The following is a 14,324-nucleotide window of genomic DNA, read 5'->3' as shown; positions in this document are numbered from 1 at the left end:
CATCGGGGGCGGCCGGATCGTTCCGCAGCGGGGCGGGATGGTGCCTGCCGCGCCGGCGCGTCCCCGGCGAGGATTCAACCCATGAGCAGAGCAGCACTCGTCGTCATCGACGTGCAGGAGTCCTTCCGCCGCCGCCCCAGCTGGGCGTACGCCTCCAACCCCGACATCGTCGGCCGGGTCGACCGGCTCGTCGCCGCCGCCCGGCGACGCGGCGACCTGGTCGTCTGGGTCCTGCACGCCGAGCCGGGCACCGGCGGGGTCTTCGACCCGGCCAACGGGCACGTCCGCCTGATCGAGGGGCTCTCGCCCGCCCCGGGGGAACCCACGCTGGTGAAGACGTCGCACAACGCCTTCACCACCACCAACCTCCAGCAGGTGCTGACGACCGCGGGCGTCCGCGGGATCACCGTCTGCGGCATCCGTACGGAGCAGTGCGTCGAGACCACCGCCCGGGTCGGCTGCGACCTCGGCTACGAGGTGATCTTCGTGACGGACGCGACGGTCACCTTCCCGACCCCGCACCGGGACCTGCCGGCCACGGCCACGCCGGAGGAGATCCTCGCCGACCCGCGCACCCTGTCGAGCGAGGAGATGACCGCCCGCACCGAGTACGCCCTCGCCGGCCGTTTCGCCACCATCCGCAGCGTGGCCGAGCTGACCGGCGCGGCCCCGGCCGGCGCGCGGGCCTGAGCCGATGGCCCGGGTCGTCTTCCTGCTCGTCCCGCAGCTGCACCTGCTGGACCTCGCCGGCCCGGCCCAGGTCTTCTCCACCGCCGCCGACCTCGGGTACGACTACCGGCTGCACTACGTCGCCGACCGGGAGGTCGTGCCGACCGTGCAGGGCGTACCGCTGGTGGCCGGGCTCCGGTGGCCCGAGCTGACCTGCGACGACCTGGTGGTCGTACCCGGATGGCGGCTGCACGCGCACGGACCGCAGGGGCCGGTGGGGCCGGACGACCTGCGGCGGCTGGCCGACCACCACGCCGCCGGCGGCACCGTCGCCAGCGTCTGCGCCGGCGCGTACGCCCTCGGCCGGGCCGGCCTGCTCGACGGACGCCGCTGCACCACCCACCACGACGTGCAGGACGAGCTGGCCCGCCGGTTCCCGTCGGCGCGGGTGGTCCGCGACGTGCTCTACGTGGTCGACGAGCGGGTGGTGACCTCCGCCGGCATCGCCAGCGGCATCGACGTGGCACTGCACCTGGTGGCCACCCGGCACGGGCCGGCGGTGGCGGCCCGGATCGCCCGCGCCCTGGTCCTGCACTCCCGGCGCAACGGCCACGAGCCGCAGGCCGGCGCCATGTTGCGGCACCGGTCCCACCTCTCCGACGCCGTGCACCGGGTGCAGGACCTGATCGACCGCCGGTTCGCCGAACCGCTGCCGCTGGCCGACCTCGCCGCCGTCGGCGGGGTGGCCGAGCGGACCCTGACCCGACTGTTCCGGCGGGCCACCGGGCTGACCCCGCTCGGCTACCAGCAGCTGCTGCGGGTGGAACGCGCCGAGCACCTCATCGGGCACGGCGCCACCGTGGAGGGGGCCGCCCGTACCGTCGGCTTCACCGATGCCCGGATGCTGCGCCGGCTGCGGGCCCGTGCCACCCGCGATCGAAGCGTCCCGGCCGGTAGTAGTCGTCCCGGGACTGGAACTCGACCGGCAGTGACCCGGGCAGGGTGATCCGGGTCTCGCCGGCGCCCGGCCCACCCCCGGCCCGCACCGCCAGCACGTCCCGCTCGGGCGGCGACAGGTCCACCAGCTCGGGGTGGGCCAGCCGGAACCCGGCCACCGCCCGGCGCACCTGGCGGGTCAGCCCGGTGATCTCCCCGGCGGGGCCGGTGAGGCCGAGGGCCGGCTGCTGGATGGTGCGCAGCGCGTCGCAGACCACCAGCAGGCGGGCCTGCTCTGCGGGCCCCGCCGCCAGCAGCTCCAGCCGGGACGGCCACTGCCAGCGGATCTGACCGCTGACCAGCCCCGGCAGCCGGACGCCCCGGCGGTGCCGCGCGCCGTCACCGACGCCGTCGACCAGGGCGAGCTGCGGCCCGCCGCCGGCGTACGCGATCCGCCGGTCGGTGACGGTCACCGCCACCGGCTCGGGCAGCGTCCACCGCCGCCGTGCCTCGGTCGGGCCGAGCAGATGTCCCGACGCGTGCAGCCGGTGCCGGGCGAGCACCCGCTCACCGGCCTCGACGACCAACTCGTGCCGCCGGTCCAGCGCCGGGGCCAGGTCGTCGTCCGCGTCGAAGCGGTGCGGGGCGATGAAGAAGGGGGACGCGTCATCGTGCATCGTCATGACCTCCGGTGCCGACGGCATCTCACCATGAGCGTCGCCGACCCCCGGGCCGGCTGTCATGACGCCCGTTAGGGGGTCGGCCGGTCGTAGGAAGCCTGTGACCGATAGATGCCGATCTCCTCCGGCCGGACTAGGCCGTCCTCGATCGCCCGGGCGAGCAGCGCCGCCTTGGTGGCGGCCGGCCGCCCCGCTCGGGTGTACTTGATCCGCGCCCGGTCGACGTACTGCTTGACGGTGTGCTCGCTGATCCGCATCCGACGGGCCACCGACGCCTTCGACATCGACTGGAACCACAGCAGCAGCGCCTCGCGTTCCTTGTCGGACAGGGCGGGCCGGTCCGGGCGGGGGTCACCCACGATCGCCCCGGCGAGCGCCGGCGGCACGTACGGGCGGTCGCTGGCGGCGGCCAGCACGGTGGCCACGCAGTGTTCCCGCCCCTCGTGCTTGGCCAGGAACGCGACCGCCCCGGCGTCCAGGGCGGCGAGGATCGTCTGCGGATCGGTGTGCTCCGAGTAGACCACCACCCGCCGGCCGGCCGTGCTCAGCTCGGCGAGCTTGTCCAGGGCCATCCGCCCGTGCAGCCGCAGGTCGAGCAGGACCACGTCGGCGTCGGGGGCGGCCCGCAGCACGGCATCCGGGTCGTCGCCGGTCGCCAGGACCGTCAGCCGGGGCTCGGCGGCCAGCCAGACGCGGACCCCCTCGATCACGACCGGGTGGTCGTCGACGATCGCCACGCCGACCGTCCTGCCGGCGGTCACCCCCGCCACCGCGTCTGCGCCCATCTGATCTCCCCGTCCCGCTCGTAGAGGTACTCCACCCGCCCGTCGTCGCCCGGCGGTCCGGCGGTGTCGGGACCGGCCCGGTCGGGCGTGACCAGGCTGACCACCACCTCGTCGGGCCCGGCGACCACGGTCAGCCGGGCCCAGCCCCGGGCGTCGGCCAGGAGCGCGGTGAGCGGATCGGCCAGCCGGCGGCGCACCTGCACCGGCAGCGGCGGCGGGTCGCCGATCGTCACCAGGTCGATCGGCAGCCCGTTGCGGTCCGCCAGGTCGGCGGCGGCCCGCAGCTCGTGCAGCAGCGGGTCGGGCACGTCGTCGGACTCGGCGATGAGCCGGCGCAGCCGGGCGGCGGCCAGCACCGCCCGCCGCTGCACGTCCGGGTCGGCCGGGTCCGCCCGCCCGTCGGCTAGCTCCGCGAGCACCTCCTCGGCGGCGCCGCTGACAAGCGTCAGGCGGGCGCGCCGCTCCTGCCGGGCCCGTTCGGCGGCGTCCCGCTCGGCCGCCGCCGCGTGGGCGTCCGCCGCCGCGCCGGCCCGCTGCCGGGCCAGCCTCGCGATCGCCGTGCCGCCCACGAAGACCGCCACCTGAAGGGTCGACGTGGCGTAGACGGACATGGCGTACCGGGCCAGGTCGGCGGGGGCGGTCGCGCCGTGGCCGAGCACCCCGGCCAGCGCGATCAGCGCGTGCACGCCCAGCGCCGCGATCAGCCCGTGGGCCCGCCGCCCCCACAGCACCATGACGAAGAACCAGCCGAGCGTGCCCCACACCCAGTTCGCGGCGGTGAAGAGGTGCCGCTCACCGGCCGCCGTGACAACCACCGCGTCGACCACCAGCAGGAGCACGGCCAGCGGCCAGGCCGGCAGGGCGGCGCCGCGCAGCAGCCGGAGGCCGGCCAGCACCCCGACCGCCGCCACGAGCAGCCAGCCGGCGAGGACCACCGCCGGCGCGGCCAGCTCCGCCCACGCGCCCAGCACCGCGGGCAGCGCGATCGCCGTGTGCCAGGCCAGCGCGATGACCACCGTCACGATCCGGGCGCCGCCGTCGGAGGCGGCGGCCACCGCCGCCGCCGGGTCCACCGGGGACCGGCCCTCGTCGGGCGTACGCGCCGCCGGCGCCGGGGCGGTCGTCGTCTCAGTCGACACCGGACCACTCCAACCGGATCCGGGTACCGGCGCCGGGGCGCGAGTCGATCTGGGCGCGCCCGCCGACGGAGGACATCCGGCCACTCACCGACTCGCGTAGGCCGTACCGGTGCGCGGGAACGGCCGCCGGGTCGAAACCCGGACCGTCGTCGGCGAGCTCGACCACGACGGTGTCGGCGACCCGGCTCAGCCGCAGCGCGGCGGACGCGCCCGGCGCGTGCCGGACCACGTTGGACAGCGCCGCGTACGTGCTCTCCGCGAGCGCCTCCGCGACCGGGGCGGGCACGACGCACGGCGCCAGCTCGGTGGTGACCGGCAGCTCGGGCAGCCGGGCGCGCACCGCCCGCAGCCGCCCGTCCAGCGGCACCGCCCCCTCCTCGGGCGCGGACCGCGCGTCGGCCAGCGCGGTGAGGGTACGCAGGTCGGCGGCGCACCGCTCGCGCAGCGCGGCGGACGGGCCGGCGACCGCGCCCAGCCCGACCATGGTCAGCGTGGCCAGCACCGTGTCGTGCAGGTCCCGGTTCTGCCGCCGCTCCGCGTCCCGCGCGGTCCGGGCGACCAGCGACTCCCGGGTGAGCCGCTGGTGCGCCACGAAGGCGTCGTCGGCCCGACCGATCCGCCGCCGCATGATGGCGGTGATCACCGCGCCGCAGGCCGTCTGCACCAGCAGCGTCACCGCGTGCGCGACGGCCTCGTCGGGCTGGCCGGCGGCGTGCGCGCCCGCCGCGTACGCCGCCGTCACCAGCAGCCCCGCCGGAACCGACCAGCCGATGGGAGCGTTGGCCTGCGCGTTGAGGACCGTGGTGCTGGCCAGCACCGCGATCCAGCTCACCTCGCCGGGGAGCACCTCCGGGGCGACCAGCACCGGCATCGCCAGGCAGGCGGCGGCGGTCAGCGCCACGTCGCCGAGCACCATCGGGCGGCCGATGCCGTGGCGCAGCGCGCGGAACGCGTACCAGACCGACCAGGCGGTAAGCGCCGCGACGGCCGGAAACAGCAGCGCCGGCTCGACGGGCGCAGTGCGCACCGACAGGGCGACCACCGCGCCGGCCAGGCCGCAGGCCAGCCGCAGCAACGCCGGCAGACGGGTGAAGATGAGGGTGAACGCGCCACCGGCCGGGTTGTCCAGCGCGGTCGGCGAGGTGGTCGGGGCGGCAACGGCCGGCATCGGGAAAGAGGGTCCTTCTGCGACAACGACCCGATCCGGGCCAAAACGGGGGATCGACGCCGGAGAATAGCACGAGCACCGGCCCGCGATCACCCTCGGTGCGTGCCGTGTCGCCGTTCGGTCAGCTCTTCCCGGCGCCGTCGGCAGGACGCTGACCTGCCCACCTGCCCCTGCGGACGCCCGGTCAGTTGATCGGCAGGACCTTCGTCCCGCCGCCGGCGATCGACCGGGTCAGCTTCTTCCCGCTGGACCAGTACCAGCAGCGCACCCCCCGGTCGCCGCGCGCCCACGCCTCCTCGGACGGGAACCGGTACGTGCTGCCCGTGCGGTAACGGAGCATTCCGTCGACCGGCACCTTCGCGTAGCGGGCGATCACCGGCCGGCACTTCGCGTGCACGGCGTCCTCGTCCTTCGTCGCGTCCTGGTACGACACGTCGGGCGCGGTCCAGACGCCCACGTACTCGAAGCGGTGGACCTTCGTGCACGGCACCGCCAGCAGGTTCGACCACTCGTCCTCCTCGGCGCAGCCGTACCGCAGCGGGGTGGCCGCCTTCAGCGCACCCCGCAGGCTGCCCGCCCGGTTGACGGCCGAGTCGTTGTCGCCGTTGGCGCCGCTCACCGCGTCGAGCTCGAACAGGTCGCACCGGTACCACCGGCTGCCGCCCGTCCAGCCGGCCGGCGACGTGGGCGCAACCTGCACCGACAGCCGGGCGTCGCGCCACTCGCCGCCGACGAACTCCTTGGCCTTGGCGTCGCACTCGGCGAACGCGGACCGCATCGCCGCCGATCCGACGCGGGGCGGGATCGCGCGGGCGGCCAGGTCGCCGGTGAACGTGCCGATGTGGAACGTCTCGACGAGGTGCGCCTTCGCGCAGTCGACCGGCTGGTGGCTGGTCAGGTAGGCGGTCGGCTCGGCGACGACGTGGCACTCGCCGGCCTGCGGCGCGAACTGGCGGGCCTCGGCCACGGGCCGCCAGTCGTCGGTCAGGTCCCCGTCCGTGCCGGCCGGCGTGCCGCACCCGCTCACCGCCGCCGCGACCAGCGCAGCCGAAGCCGTGACGCCCAGCCAGCGTCGCATGTGGTCCTCCCCGCGCCCCGTGACAACCGGCGCAGCATATGGCACCCGGCGCGGAGCCGGGTGCCCGCGGGCGCCGGCCTGCCCGTGCCATGGCCGGTCTTTCCGAGGACCGCCGAGGTCAGCCGAGCCGTAGGTGCAGGTCGCGCAGCAACGCGATCTCGGCGAGGTGGTGGATGGCCTCCCGGTTGATGTGCAGCACGAGCGTCGCCAGCGACCGGTCCGCGTAGGGCCCCTCCGCCGGGCCGCACGGCCGGGCCAGGCCGTCGTGGCCCAGGCCGCGCACCCCGGCGACCCATCTGTCGTACGCCTCGTCGAGCTGCGCCAGCGCCGCGTCGGCGGTGCCGGCGTACGCGAAGGAGCCGTAGTCCACCGGGGGACCGCCGAAGTGGGCGGCGACGCGGGCGCCGAACACGCCCACGACGAGGTGCCCGAGCCGCCACGCGATCGTGGTGACGGGCGCGGGCTCGGGCTGCGGCATCGCGAACTCGATCAGGTGGTCGCCCTGCCCGACCGCCATCGTGGCGGTGCTGCGGCCGCGCGGCCGGACGCCCCAGACATCCGGGACGGGCTCCCAGTGGTATTCGGCGTCGGTCAACCCGTCGAGGCGCGGCCGGGCCTGCAGCCGCCAGTGCCAGTCGAGCTGTTCGAGCAGCTCACCGTTCCAGTCGACGTCCATGGCCCCGACGCTACGCCGCACCACTGACGAGCCGCCGACTTTGGACGGTGGTGCTACCTTCGCGCCGTCGCCGTTCTCACCGCAGTCGGGAGCCCACCGTGACGAAAAGGTACGTCGGTCTGCTCGCCCTCGTCGCCGTGACGGCGTGCCTCGCCGTGGTCGGCACCCTCGGTGGCTGGTTCCTGGCCGGCCGAGGCGACTCCGGGCGGGCCGACCCGACGCTGTCCGCGCGGGACGCGGCCACCACCGGCGCCGTCGGCGGCCCGTCGACGGGCTCCCCGGCTGCCGGTCCGTCGTCGGGGGCCGGTGCGTCGCCGACGAAGGAGCAGCCAGCGGGCCGGACGTACCAGCTCGACCGGTCGGTCTACAGCCAGGCGGGCCTGACGGTCACGCTGGTCAGCGCTGAGGTCACCGGTGGCAAGCTGCGGCTGAACCTGACGTACCGCAACGGCTCGCCGGTGCCATGGCCGGTGAGCTGCCCGACCGCCGAGGTCGACCGGACCTCCTCCGAGATCGTCCTGTCGGACGGCCGGACGGTGCGTCCCGAGTCCACCTGGTGCACCACCACGCGGCCCGACGAGTCCTTCAGCATCGCGTCGGGGGAGCGGGTGGAGAGCTGGGCCGTCTTCCCGGTGGTGCCGGAGACCGGTTCGTCCTTCGAGCTGACCTGGTACGACTTTCCGACCCTCGACGTCCGGCTCCGCTGACCGTCCCGTCGTGCGCACGGGGCCACGGGGCCGCGGGGCGCGCGGGGCATGATCGACGGCCCGGAGTGCGGGACGGCAGCCGGGCGCCCGGCGGGCCCCAGAAACCAGGCACGGCCGGCACGGGCACTGTGAGTTCAGTGTCCGTGCCGGCCGGCAGGTGACGCATCCGGTCACCCCGTCCGCCGACGGTGGCTCACCAGGCCGAATGCGCTTCCTGGAGTGCCGCCGTACGGGTCAGGCCTGGGTCTCCCTGCGGCGCAGCCGGCTGGCGCCGACCATGAGAGCGCCTGCGGCGAGGAGGCCGCCACCCAGCGAGAGGGCGTGGGTGGAGCTGACGCCGGTGACCGGCAGGTGGGGCTTGCCGTCCTTGCCCTTGTCCCAGCCGTCCTTGTCCTTGTCCCAGCCGCCCTTGTCCTTGTCGTGCTTGCGGGGGTCGTACTTGCCGTGCCGGATGCAGACGGTGACGGTGACCGGGTCGGAGGTCACGGTCGCGCTGCCGTACTTGCCGGTCGCCCGGGCGGTGTTGACCACCTTGCCCTTCTTGACGTCAGCCGCGGTCACCACGTGCGGGTTGACGGCGTGGCAGTCGGTGCTCGTGCCCGGTGCCAGGGTGGTGTTGTTGCAGATCACCGGTCCGGCGGTCGGGTCGTTGACCGCGACGTTGGTGATGGTGACGGTGCCGGTGTTGGCCACCCGGTAGGTGTAGAAGATCTTGTCGCCCTTGGCCGCGAAGCCGTCCTTCTCACACTTGTCGCGGCAGTCCGACTCGACCCGGGCCTTCTTGTCGATCGACAGGCTGGCCTGCGCCTCCTGGGTGGTGACGGTGAACGTGGCGTTGTTCGACGGCACCAACTGCTGGCCGAAGAATCCGGTCGCCTGGGCGATGTTGACGATCTTGCCGTTGGCCACGTCGGCCTTGGTGACGGTGTACGTGCCGGTGCAGGTGGTGCTGGCCCCTGGCGCGAGCGAGGTGGCCTGGCAGGTGATGCCGGTGACCGTGTTGTCGTTGACGGTGATGCCGGTGATCGGGTTGGCCGTGCCGGTGCTCTGGTTCGTCACCGTGTACGTGTAGGTGACCTTGTCACCGGCCTGGAGACCGCTGGTCGGCGTGCCGGTCTTGGTCAGGGTCAGCTTCGGGTTCACCTCTGGGTTCGACGCGGCGCAGGTGTGGGTGAGCACGAAGAAGTCGGCGGTGCCGGAGATGACCGCCGTGGCGCCGGTCAGCGTCCAACCAGCCGGGAGCCTGATCCAGGCCTTGCTGGTGCCCATGTCGTTGACGATGGCGCTGTTGGGGGTGGGGGCGGTCGGGATCGTCCGGACTTCGGTGCCACCGGGCGTGCTGAACGTCGCCGTGACCGACAGGAACGTGCCGGTGGTCTGCTGGTTGCCCGGCAGGTTGAACACCCAGACATCCTGGTTGGCGAAGGGCCCGCCGCCCAGGTTGGGATCGCAGTTCTGCGTGGCCTGGGTTGCCGTCCTCGGCACGTTGCCTGGATTGATGTTGATTGTCTCCGCCGCCAGGGCCGGCGAGCCGCCCAGCAGCAGGGCACCGGCCAGCAACGCGAAGGCGGCCAGCCGGGCGCAGAGCCGGGCGGGTCCGTTCGTGATAGAGGTTCTGCTCATGTAAATCCCCCGTGCGGTGATCGTTGACAACGGAGGCAACGAGGGGTAGAGACATCCGTCACGTCGGACCAACAAGAATCCCCCGCTAGGGGTACTGCCACGCCGACCCTGAATGCTCACCTTTTATCCGGCCGGGGATATCCCCGGCCGGATGGTGCAAGATGAGTGATCAGTCGCGCACCCGCACGACGCAGTAGGTAGTGTCGGGAGTCGCCGGGACGGACAACCGCGCGTTGACCGCGTACAGGCTCGAGCCGAAGGAGACCACAGCCGACGGCTCGTCGAGGTCGCGGTCACGGATCACGTCGACCGGCGTGGCCCGCGTCAGCCGCTCGTTGAGGCGGAACTTGGCGATCACATTGTTCCGGTTGCGCACCACATACAGCGTGCGCCCCTCGAGCAGGAGACCGTCGCCGTTGGACACCGACACGCCGCAGGTGCTGATCTGGGCGGCCATGCCCGCGCGGGGATCGAAGCAGTAGAGCCGGCCCGTCCTGGCCTGCACGACAATGAGCTTGCCCGCCCAGGCGGCGACGATGCCGGTGTTACAGGCGGTGGGGTCACCGAGCCCACCCGGCAACGGCAGCGCGCGTACTCCCGACTGTCCGGGCAGCGAGCCATTGCGGCCGAACTCGACGCAATAGATCTTCGCCTTCTTTGAGTCGGTGAAGAACACGGCCTTCTTCGTGGCGGTCACGCCGTCGATGAACCCGCCGCCGAAGTCGTATGTCGCCAGGCATTCGCCGGTCGACTCACGGTAGACGGCCGCGCCGCCCATGTTGCCGCAGGCCGCCCAGATCCGGCCTCGTTCGACGTCCATGCCCGTGGCCTGGGCGCCGGACACGGGCGGCACGAGGAGCTTCCCCTTGCCGGTGCGCAGGTCGGCACACCAGACGCATCCGTCGGCCATCGAGCTGACGTAGATCTTCGTGCCGGTTCCCCGGGCGATCCCCTCCGGGCAGAACCCGTTCGGCAGGTTGATCACTGAGGGATACCGGCCGTGCCCGTGGTGGGCCGAGGCCGGAGTCCCGGCGATGGCGGCCCCGATGGGCGCGGCGACGGCTGCGGCCAAGAGCGTTCGTCTGTGCACTGTCGTGGTCCTTCCGATAGGCGAACACCTATATGGGACCTGTGGATCAAGCGCCGAGGCCACTCCGCCGTTGCTCGACAAGTGACCGGACGGCGCCCGCGTGCCAGACCCGCCGATCGCCGTCGCCGGTCGGGTGGCTACGCACCTGGTCAGCCCGTCCGTCGTTGTCGGGTGGCGTCGGCATCAGCCGGTGGTCTTGGCTGTACGGCTGGCTGTACGTCGTTGTCCCAGCCCTAAGTTCGCTGGACGCTCCTGTGATGATGAGGTGAGTCAACAAGCCACTGGCGAGTCATCATCGGTGCAGCCCTAGGACTGCCGGTAGCCGCCTTGATCTACTCGGTCATCACGTAGAAGTCCTACTGGGAAGGCTTGGTTTGGTCGCTGCCGCTGGCTGCGGTCGGCGCCCTAGCGGCGGTAGCGGTAAACCGAAGAAATGAGCGCAAATAGTGATGCCGTTAGATGGCCCGGCAACTGAGGGGCGATAAGACGATGATCTCACTGGAAGCTGCTAGACAGGTCGCCGAACAGTTTCTGGATGCCGAGGTAAGAGGACGTTTCAGCTATCCGGTCGTCATCGTGGACTACGCCATAAAGGACATCGCCGACGCGTACGTCTTTCCCTACAACGGGAAGGCCTACGTCGAAGCTGATGACTGGCACCAGGCGATGGCTGGCAATCTTCCCGTCATGGTGGACAAGCGAACGGGCGAAGCGCGCTTCTCTGCCTAAGATCTGGCAATGAAGGACAGGGCTGATCTAGGGATGCGGTGATGGCGTAGCCGCTCGCCTACAAGAGCGGATCTCCCCGTCCGGGAGGCTGGTAGCCCTTGTGGTGCCCGGCGAGGCGATCTGCGGCGGTATCTCTGAGGAGGGTCGGAGTTCGGGGCGGAGCCCCGAGGTCTTCTGACCGTGTCGTCCCTTAGCGTGGCCGGCCGACCCGGCCGATGCCGGCCGCAGGTCGCCAGCAGGCCGGGGCCGGGCCGGCGCGGCCCGCTTGCGGGCCGCCTTGATCCGGAACTCGCTCGGTGACGCGGAGCGGGAGGAGCTAATGCGCCGCAACGCCGCGAAGTCGGTTCGTCCGCCGGCTATGCGTCAGGTTGAGCGTTGCGGCCTGGGCGTGGAGGAGGCCGCGACTGCTCGACGTGCTGCGGGGGCACCGCCTGGAAGCCTTGTACGTCTGCGCGCTGACGGTCGGGCGACGTCGTGGGGAACTGCTCGGGCTCGCCTGGTCGGACATCGACTTCGAGGCCGGCACCCTGACCGTTCGGCAAACCGTTCAGCGGGCCGAGGGCCGGTTGCAACTCGTCGCACCCAAGACGGAGCGGTCTCGGCGGACAGTGCCGGTGCCGGCGCAGACTCTCGCCCTGTTCCGAGCGCATCGCCGCCAGCAAGCCGCGGACCGGTTGGCGGCGGGGGAGTGGTGGCAGGATCACGGCCTGGTCTTCCCGTCCAAGGTCGGTACGCCGATGGACCCGGACCACATCGACCGGACGTGGCACAAGATCCGGGCGGCGGCCGGCCTCGACTGGCTGCGGCTGCACGACCTGCGGCACGCCTGCGCGACGTTCCTGCTCGTCTCCGGTGCCTCGCCCCGAACCGTGATGAAGGTGCTCGGGCACAGCCAGATTGGGCTGACGATGAACACCTACGCTCATGTCCTGCGGGAGATTGAGAGGGCAGCCGTGGACGAGGCCGCGAAGCACCTCTTCGGCTGACTTGGCTTGCGCGCATCCCTACCTTCGTCGCCTCCCGCCCGGCTCCGGACGCTCGCCGGACTCACTGGAGAGCCGGGAGCGTACGGGGTAGGGGTACCTTCCCGCCTACTTGTCGATGACGAACGTGCCGCGCTGCGGGAGCGTCACGACCAGACCGCGCTCGCGGAGGAGCGCGATGGCTTGGCGGACGGTCCCGCGCGCCAAGCCGTACTCCTGCTGAAGCGTGGATTCGCTCGGGAGCGGCTGGCGCGCCTTCAGATCGCCCTCCTCGATGCGCTTCCCGAGAAGATCCGCCAACTGCACGTACAGAGGCGTCGGTGACATCGGGTCGATCATGCGGCTCACGATATGGACGACCAGGACGCACGAGTCGTGGGGTACGTCCTAGACGTTCTGTACGAGTTCAACTACGGTCGGTGTATAGAAGGAAACCGACTGTGGGAGGTCAGGTGCGCCGCGTCAGCTTTGACGACTACATACTGTCAGCAGCGCTGACCCTTGCTCGCCGGCACCGTCCGGTCTGGAGTTGGGCGAGATGGCGTCGGATGTGCCGGTGCGGGGCGGAGCTGCCGTGCCGCGCCCGGCACCGCATCCCGATTAACCGGGAGCACTGGCCGTCATGACCGGCTTCAAGCCGGGAGACGTTCTGCTCATCGGTGCGGCTTGCTCCGTCCAGTTCGGCGGCAATCGTGCGCTCCGTCTACGGCTGGTGAGCATCGACTCCACGCCGACCTACTACGGATGGGTCTGGCTGACGGGATACGTCCTCAATCAGCGGGGTGATGCCACTGACAAGCGGGAGGTCTACGTCCAGCGGGGCGGGTCTGCTGCACCGATAGGTGACATCTGAGATGGCTTGCCCTGTGGGCGAGCTGGAAGGATGTCGCTGTGCCCAAGCCCTACCCCCGAGAGTTCCGCGATGACGTCGTGCGTGTTGCTCGTGACCGCGAGCCAGGCGTGACGGTCGAGCAGATCGCGAAGGACTTCGGGGTGCACCCGATGACGTTGTTCAAGTGGCTGCGCCAGGCCGACCTCGACGCCGGCACCGCGCCCGGGACGACCGGCACCGAGTCGGTCGAGCTGCGCGAGGCCCGTAAGCGGATCAGGTTGTTGGAGCAGGAGAACGAGGTCCTGCGGCGGGCTGCGGCGTACTTGTCGCAGGCGCATCTGCCGGGAAAAGGCTCTACCCGCTCGTGAGCGAGCTGGCCGCCGACGGAATCCCCGTGGCGGTGACGTGCCGGGTATTGAACATCGCTCGTCAGCCCTACTACCGGTGGCTGGCCCGACCCGTCACCAGCGCCGAGGAGGTGGCGGCGTACCGGGCCAACGCGTTGTTCAACGCCCACCGTGACGATCCGGAGTTCGGCTACCGGTTCCTCGTCGATGAGGCCCGCGACGCTGGGCAGCCGATGGCCGACCGCACCGCGTGGCGGATCTGTTCGGGTAACGGCTGGTGGAGCGCGTTCGGCAAGCGCAAGCATCGCGGCAAGGGCGGCAAGCCAGGCCCACCCGTGCATGACGACCTCGTGCAGCGGGACTTCACCGCCGACGGCCCGAACCGGCTGTGGCTGGCCGACATCACCGAGCACCACACCGCCGAGGGCAAGCTCTACCTGTGCGCGATCAAGGACGTCTGGTCCCACCGGATCGTCGGCTACTCCATCGACTCCCGCATGAAGTCCCGCCTCGCCGTCACCGCACTGGACAACGCCGCCGCCAGACGCGGTGACCTGGCCGGCTGCATCCTGCACACCGACCGCGGATCCCAATTCCGGTCCAGGAAATTCGTCCGAGCCCTCCACCGCCACCGGATGGCCGGATCGATGGGCCGCGTCGGCGCCGCCGGCGACAACGCCGCCATGGAATCCTTCTTCGGCCTCCTGCAGAACAACGTCCTCAACCGGCGATCATGGACCACCCGCCAGCAACTACGGATCGCGATCGTGACCTGGATCGAACGGACCTACCACCGCCGCAGACGCCAGCGGTCGCTGTCCCGGTTGACCCCCGTCGAATTCGAGACCATCATGCACCCACCGGCCAGTCAGGCCGCGTGAC

General features: G+C 71.9%; 16 protein-coding genes. 7 read left to right on the top strand and 9 right to left on the bottom strand.

Annotation, left to right across the window (positions count from 1 at the left end; genetic code table 11):
- Positions 1 to 81: 81 nt before the first annotated feature.
- Together ACGFNF_RS13310 and ACGFNF_RS13305 are read left to right on the top strand one after the other, a co-directional pair.
- Entirely contained in the window at positions 82 to 690 is a 609-nt protein-coding gene (locus ACGFNF_RS13310; protein WP_393167871.1) for an isochorismatase family protein, read from the top strand.
- 4 nt (positions 691 to 694) lie between these two features.
- A complete protein-coding gene (locus ACGFNF_RS13305) occupies positions 695 to 1,675 on the top strand; it encodes a GlxA family transcriptional regulator (RefSeq protein WP_393167869.1) in 981 nt (326 codons plus the stop codon).
- Here the strand turns inward: ACGFNF_RS13305 and ACGFNF_RS13300 are convergent.
- The 6 genes from ACGFNF_RS13300 to ACGFNF_RS13275 all read right to left on the bottom strand — a co-directional run bounded on the left by ACGFNF_RS13300 (position 1,557) and on the right by ACGFNF_RS13275 (position 7,131).
- The gene (locus ACGFNF_RS13300; protein WP_393167867.1) at positions 1,557 to 2,282 is read right to left on the bottom strand and encodes a hypothetical protein; all 726 of its coding nucleotides are present in this window, start codon (positions 2,280 to 2,282) and stop codon (positions 1,557 to 1,559) included. The two genes, ACGFNF_RS13305 and ACGFNF_RS13300, sit on opposite strands and share 119 nt — an antisense overlap.
- A gap of 74 nt (positions 2,283 to 2,356) precedes the next feature.
- Entirely contained in the window at positions 2,357 to 3,070 is a 714-nt protein-coding gene (locus ACGFNF_RS13295) for a response regulator (RefSeq protein ID WP_393167865.1), read from the bottom strand.
- Complete coding sequence (locus ACGFNF_RS13290; RefSeq protein WP_393167863.1) at positions 3,043 to 4,209, bottom strand: hypothetical protein; 1,167 nt, start codon at positions 4,207 to 4,209, stop codon at positions 3,043 to 3,045. The genes ACGFNF_RS13295 and ACGFNF_RS13290 overlap by 28 nt, the downstream gene beginning before the upstream one ends.
- The gene (locus ACGFNF_RS13285) at positions 4,199 to 5,377 is read right to left on the bottom strand and encodes a sensor histidine kinase (protein WP_393167861.1); all 1,179 of its coding nucleotides are present in this window, start codon (positions 5,375 to 5,377) and stop codon (positions 4,199 to 4,201) included. Before ACGFNF_RS13285 ends, ACGFNF_RS13290 begins: the two co-directional genes overlap by 11 nt.
- A 184-nt stretch (positions 5,378 to 5,561) precedes the next feature.
- Positions 5,562 to 6,455 carry a septum formation family protein gene (locus ACGFNF_RS13280; RefSeq protein WP_393167859.1) on the bottom strand — a complete coding sequence of 298 codons (894 nt, stop codon included), beginning with the start codon at positions 6,453 to 6,455 and terminating at the stop codon, positions 5,562 to 5,564.
- Between the two features lie 118 nt (positions 6,456 to 6,573).
- Positions 6,574 to 7,131: a DinB family protein gene (locus tag ACGFNF_RS13275; RefSeq protein ID WP_393167857.1), complete on the bottom strand. Its 558-nt coding sequence runs from the start codon at positions 7,129 to 7,131 to the stop codon at positions 6,574 to 6,576.
- A gap of 98 nt (positions 7,132 to 7,229) precedes the next feature.
- Here ACGFNF_RS13275 and ACGFNF_RS13270 point away from each other — a divergent pair, with 98 nt between their 5' ends.
- Complete coding sequence (locus tag ACGFNF_RS13270) at positions 7,230 to 7,838, top strand: hypothetical protein (protein ID WP_393167855.1); 609 nt, start codon at positions 7,230 to 7,232, stop codon at positions 7,836 to 7,838.
- A gap of 234 nt (positions 7,839 to 8,072) precedes the next feature.
- Here ACGFNF_RS13270 and ACGFNF_RS13265 read toward each other — a convergent pair whose 3' ends face one another.
- Both ACGFNF_RS13265 and ACGFNF_RS13260 read right to left on the bottom strand, forming a co-directional pair.
- Complete coding sequence (locus tag ACGFNF_RS13265; RefSeq protein WP_393167853.1) at positions 8,073 to 9,461, bottom strand: LPXTG cell wall anchor domain-containing protein; 1,389 nt, start codon at positions 9,459 to 9,461, stop codon at positions 8,073 to 8,075.
- Positions 9,462 to 9,630: 169 nt separating this feature from the next.
- Positions 9,631 to 10,446, bottom strand: a complete 816-nt coding sequence (locus ACGFNF_RS13260; RefSeq protein ID WP_393167851.1) for a superoxide dismutase — start codon at positions 10,444 to 10,446, stop codon at positions 9,631 to 9,633.
- Between the two features lie 594 nt (positions 10,447 to 11,040).
- On the opposite strand from ACGFNF_RS13260, the gene ACGFNF_RS13255 reads away from it, so the two are divergent.
- The gene (locus ACGFNF_RS13255; protein ID WP_393167849.1) at positions 11,041 to 11,280 is read left to right on the top strand and encodes a YrhB domain-containing protein; all 240 of its coding nucleotides are present in this window, start codon (positions 11,041 to 11,043) and stop codon (positions 11,278 to 11,280) included.
- 413 nt (positions 11,281 to 11,693) lie between these two features.
- Positions 11,694 to 12,266 (top strand): site-specific integrase, encoded by a 573-nt coding sequence (locus tag ACGFNF_RS13250; protein WP_393167847.1) that lies wholly within the window; start codon positions 11,694 to 11,696, stop codon positions 12,264 to 12,266.
- 105 nt (positions 12,267 to 12,371) lie between these two features.
- Here ACGFNF_RS13250 and ACGFNF_RS13245 read toward each other — a convergent pair whose 3' ends face one another.
- Positions 12,372 to 12,602 carry a GntR family transcriptional regulator gene (locus tag ACGFNF_RS13245; RefSeq protein ID WP_393167846.1) on the bottom strand — a complete coding sequence of 77 codons (231 nt, stop codon included), beginning with the start codon at positions 12,600 to 12,602 and terminating at the stop codon, positions 12,372 to 12,374.
- Between the two features lie 283 nt (positions 12,603 to 12,885).
- Between ACGFNF_RS13245 and ACGFNF_RS13240 the strand changes: the two genes are divergently transcribed.
- Together ACGFNF_RS13240 and ACGFNF_RS13235 are read left to right on the top strand one after the other, a co-directional pair.
- Entirely contained in the window at positions 12,886 to 13,116 is a 231-nt protein-coding gene (locus ACGFNF_RS13240) for a hypothetical protein (protein WP_393167844.1), read from the top strand.
- Between the two features lie 38 nt (positions 13,117 to 13,154).
- A protein-coding gene (locus ACGFNF_RS13235; RefSeq protein WP_393167842.1) for an IS3 family transposase occupies positions 13,155 to 14,323 on the top strand; the annotation gives its coding sequence in 2 pieces (ribosomal slippage) (positions 13,155 to 13,439 and positions 13,442 to 14,323; 1,167 coding nt in all).
- The last annotated feature ends 1 nt before the right edge of the window (position 14,324 follow it).

Origin of the sequence: Micromonospora sp. NPDC048868 (assembly GCF_043198195.1) — a bacterium.
Lineage (GTDB): Bacteria > Actinomycetota > Actinomycetes > Mycobacteriales > Micromonosporaceae > Micromonospora > Micromonospora reichwaldensis.
The sequence above is the reverse complement of the archived record's forward strand: the minus strand, read 5'-3'. Positions and strand labels throughout refer to the sequence as shown.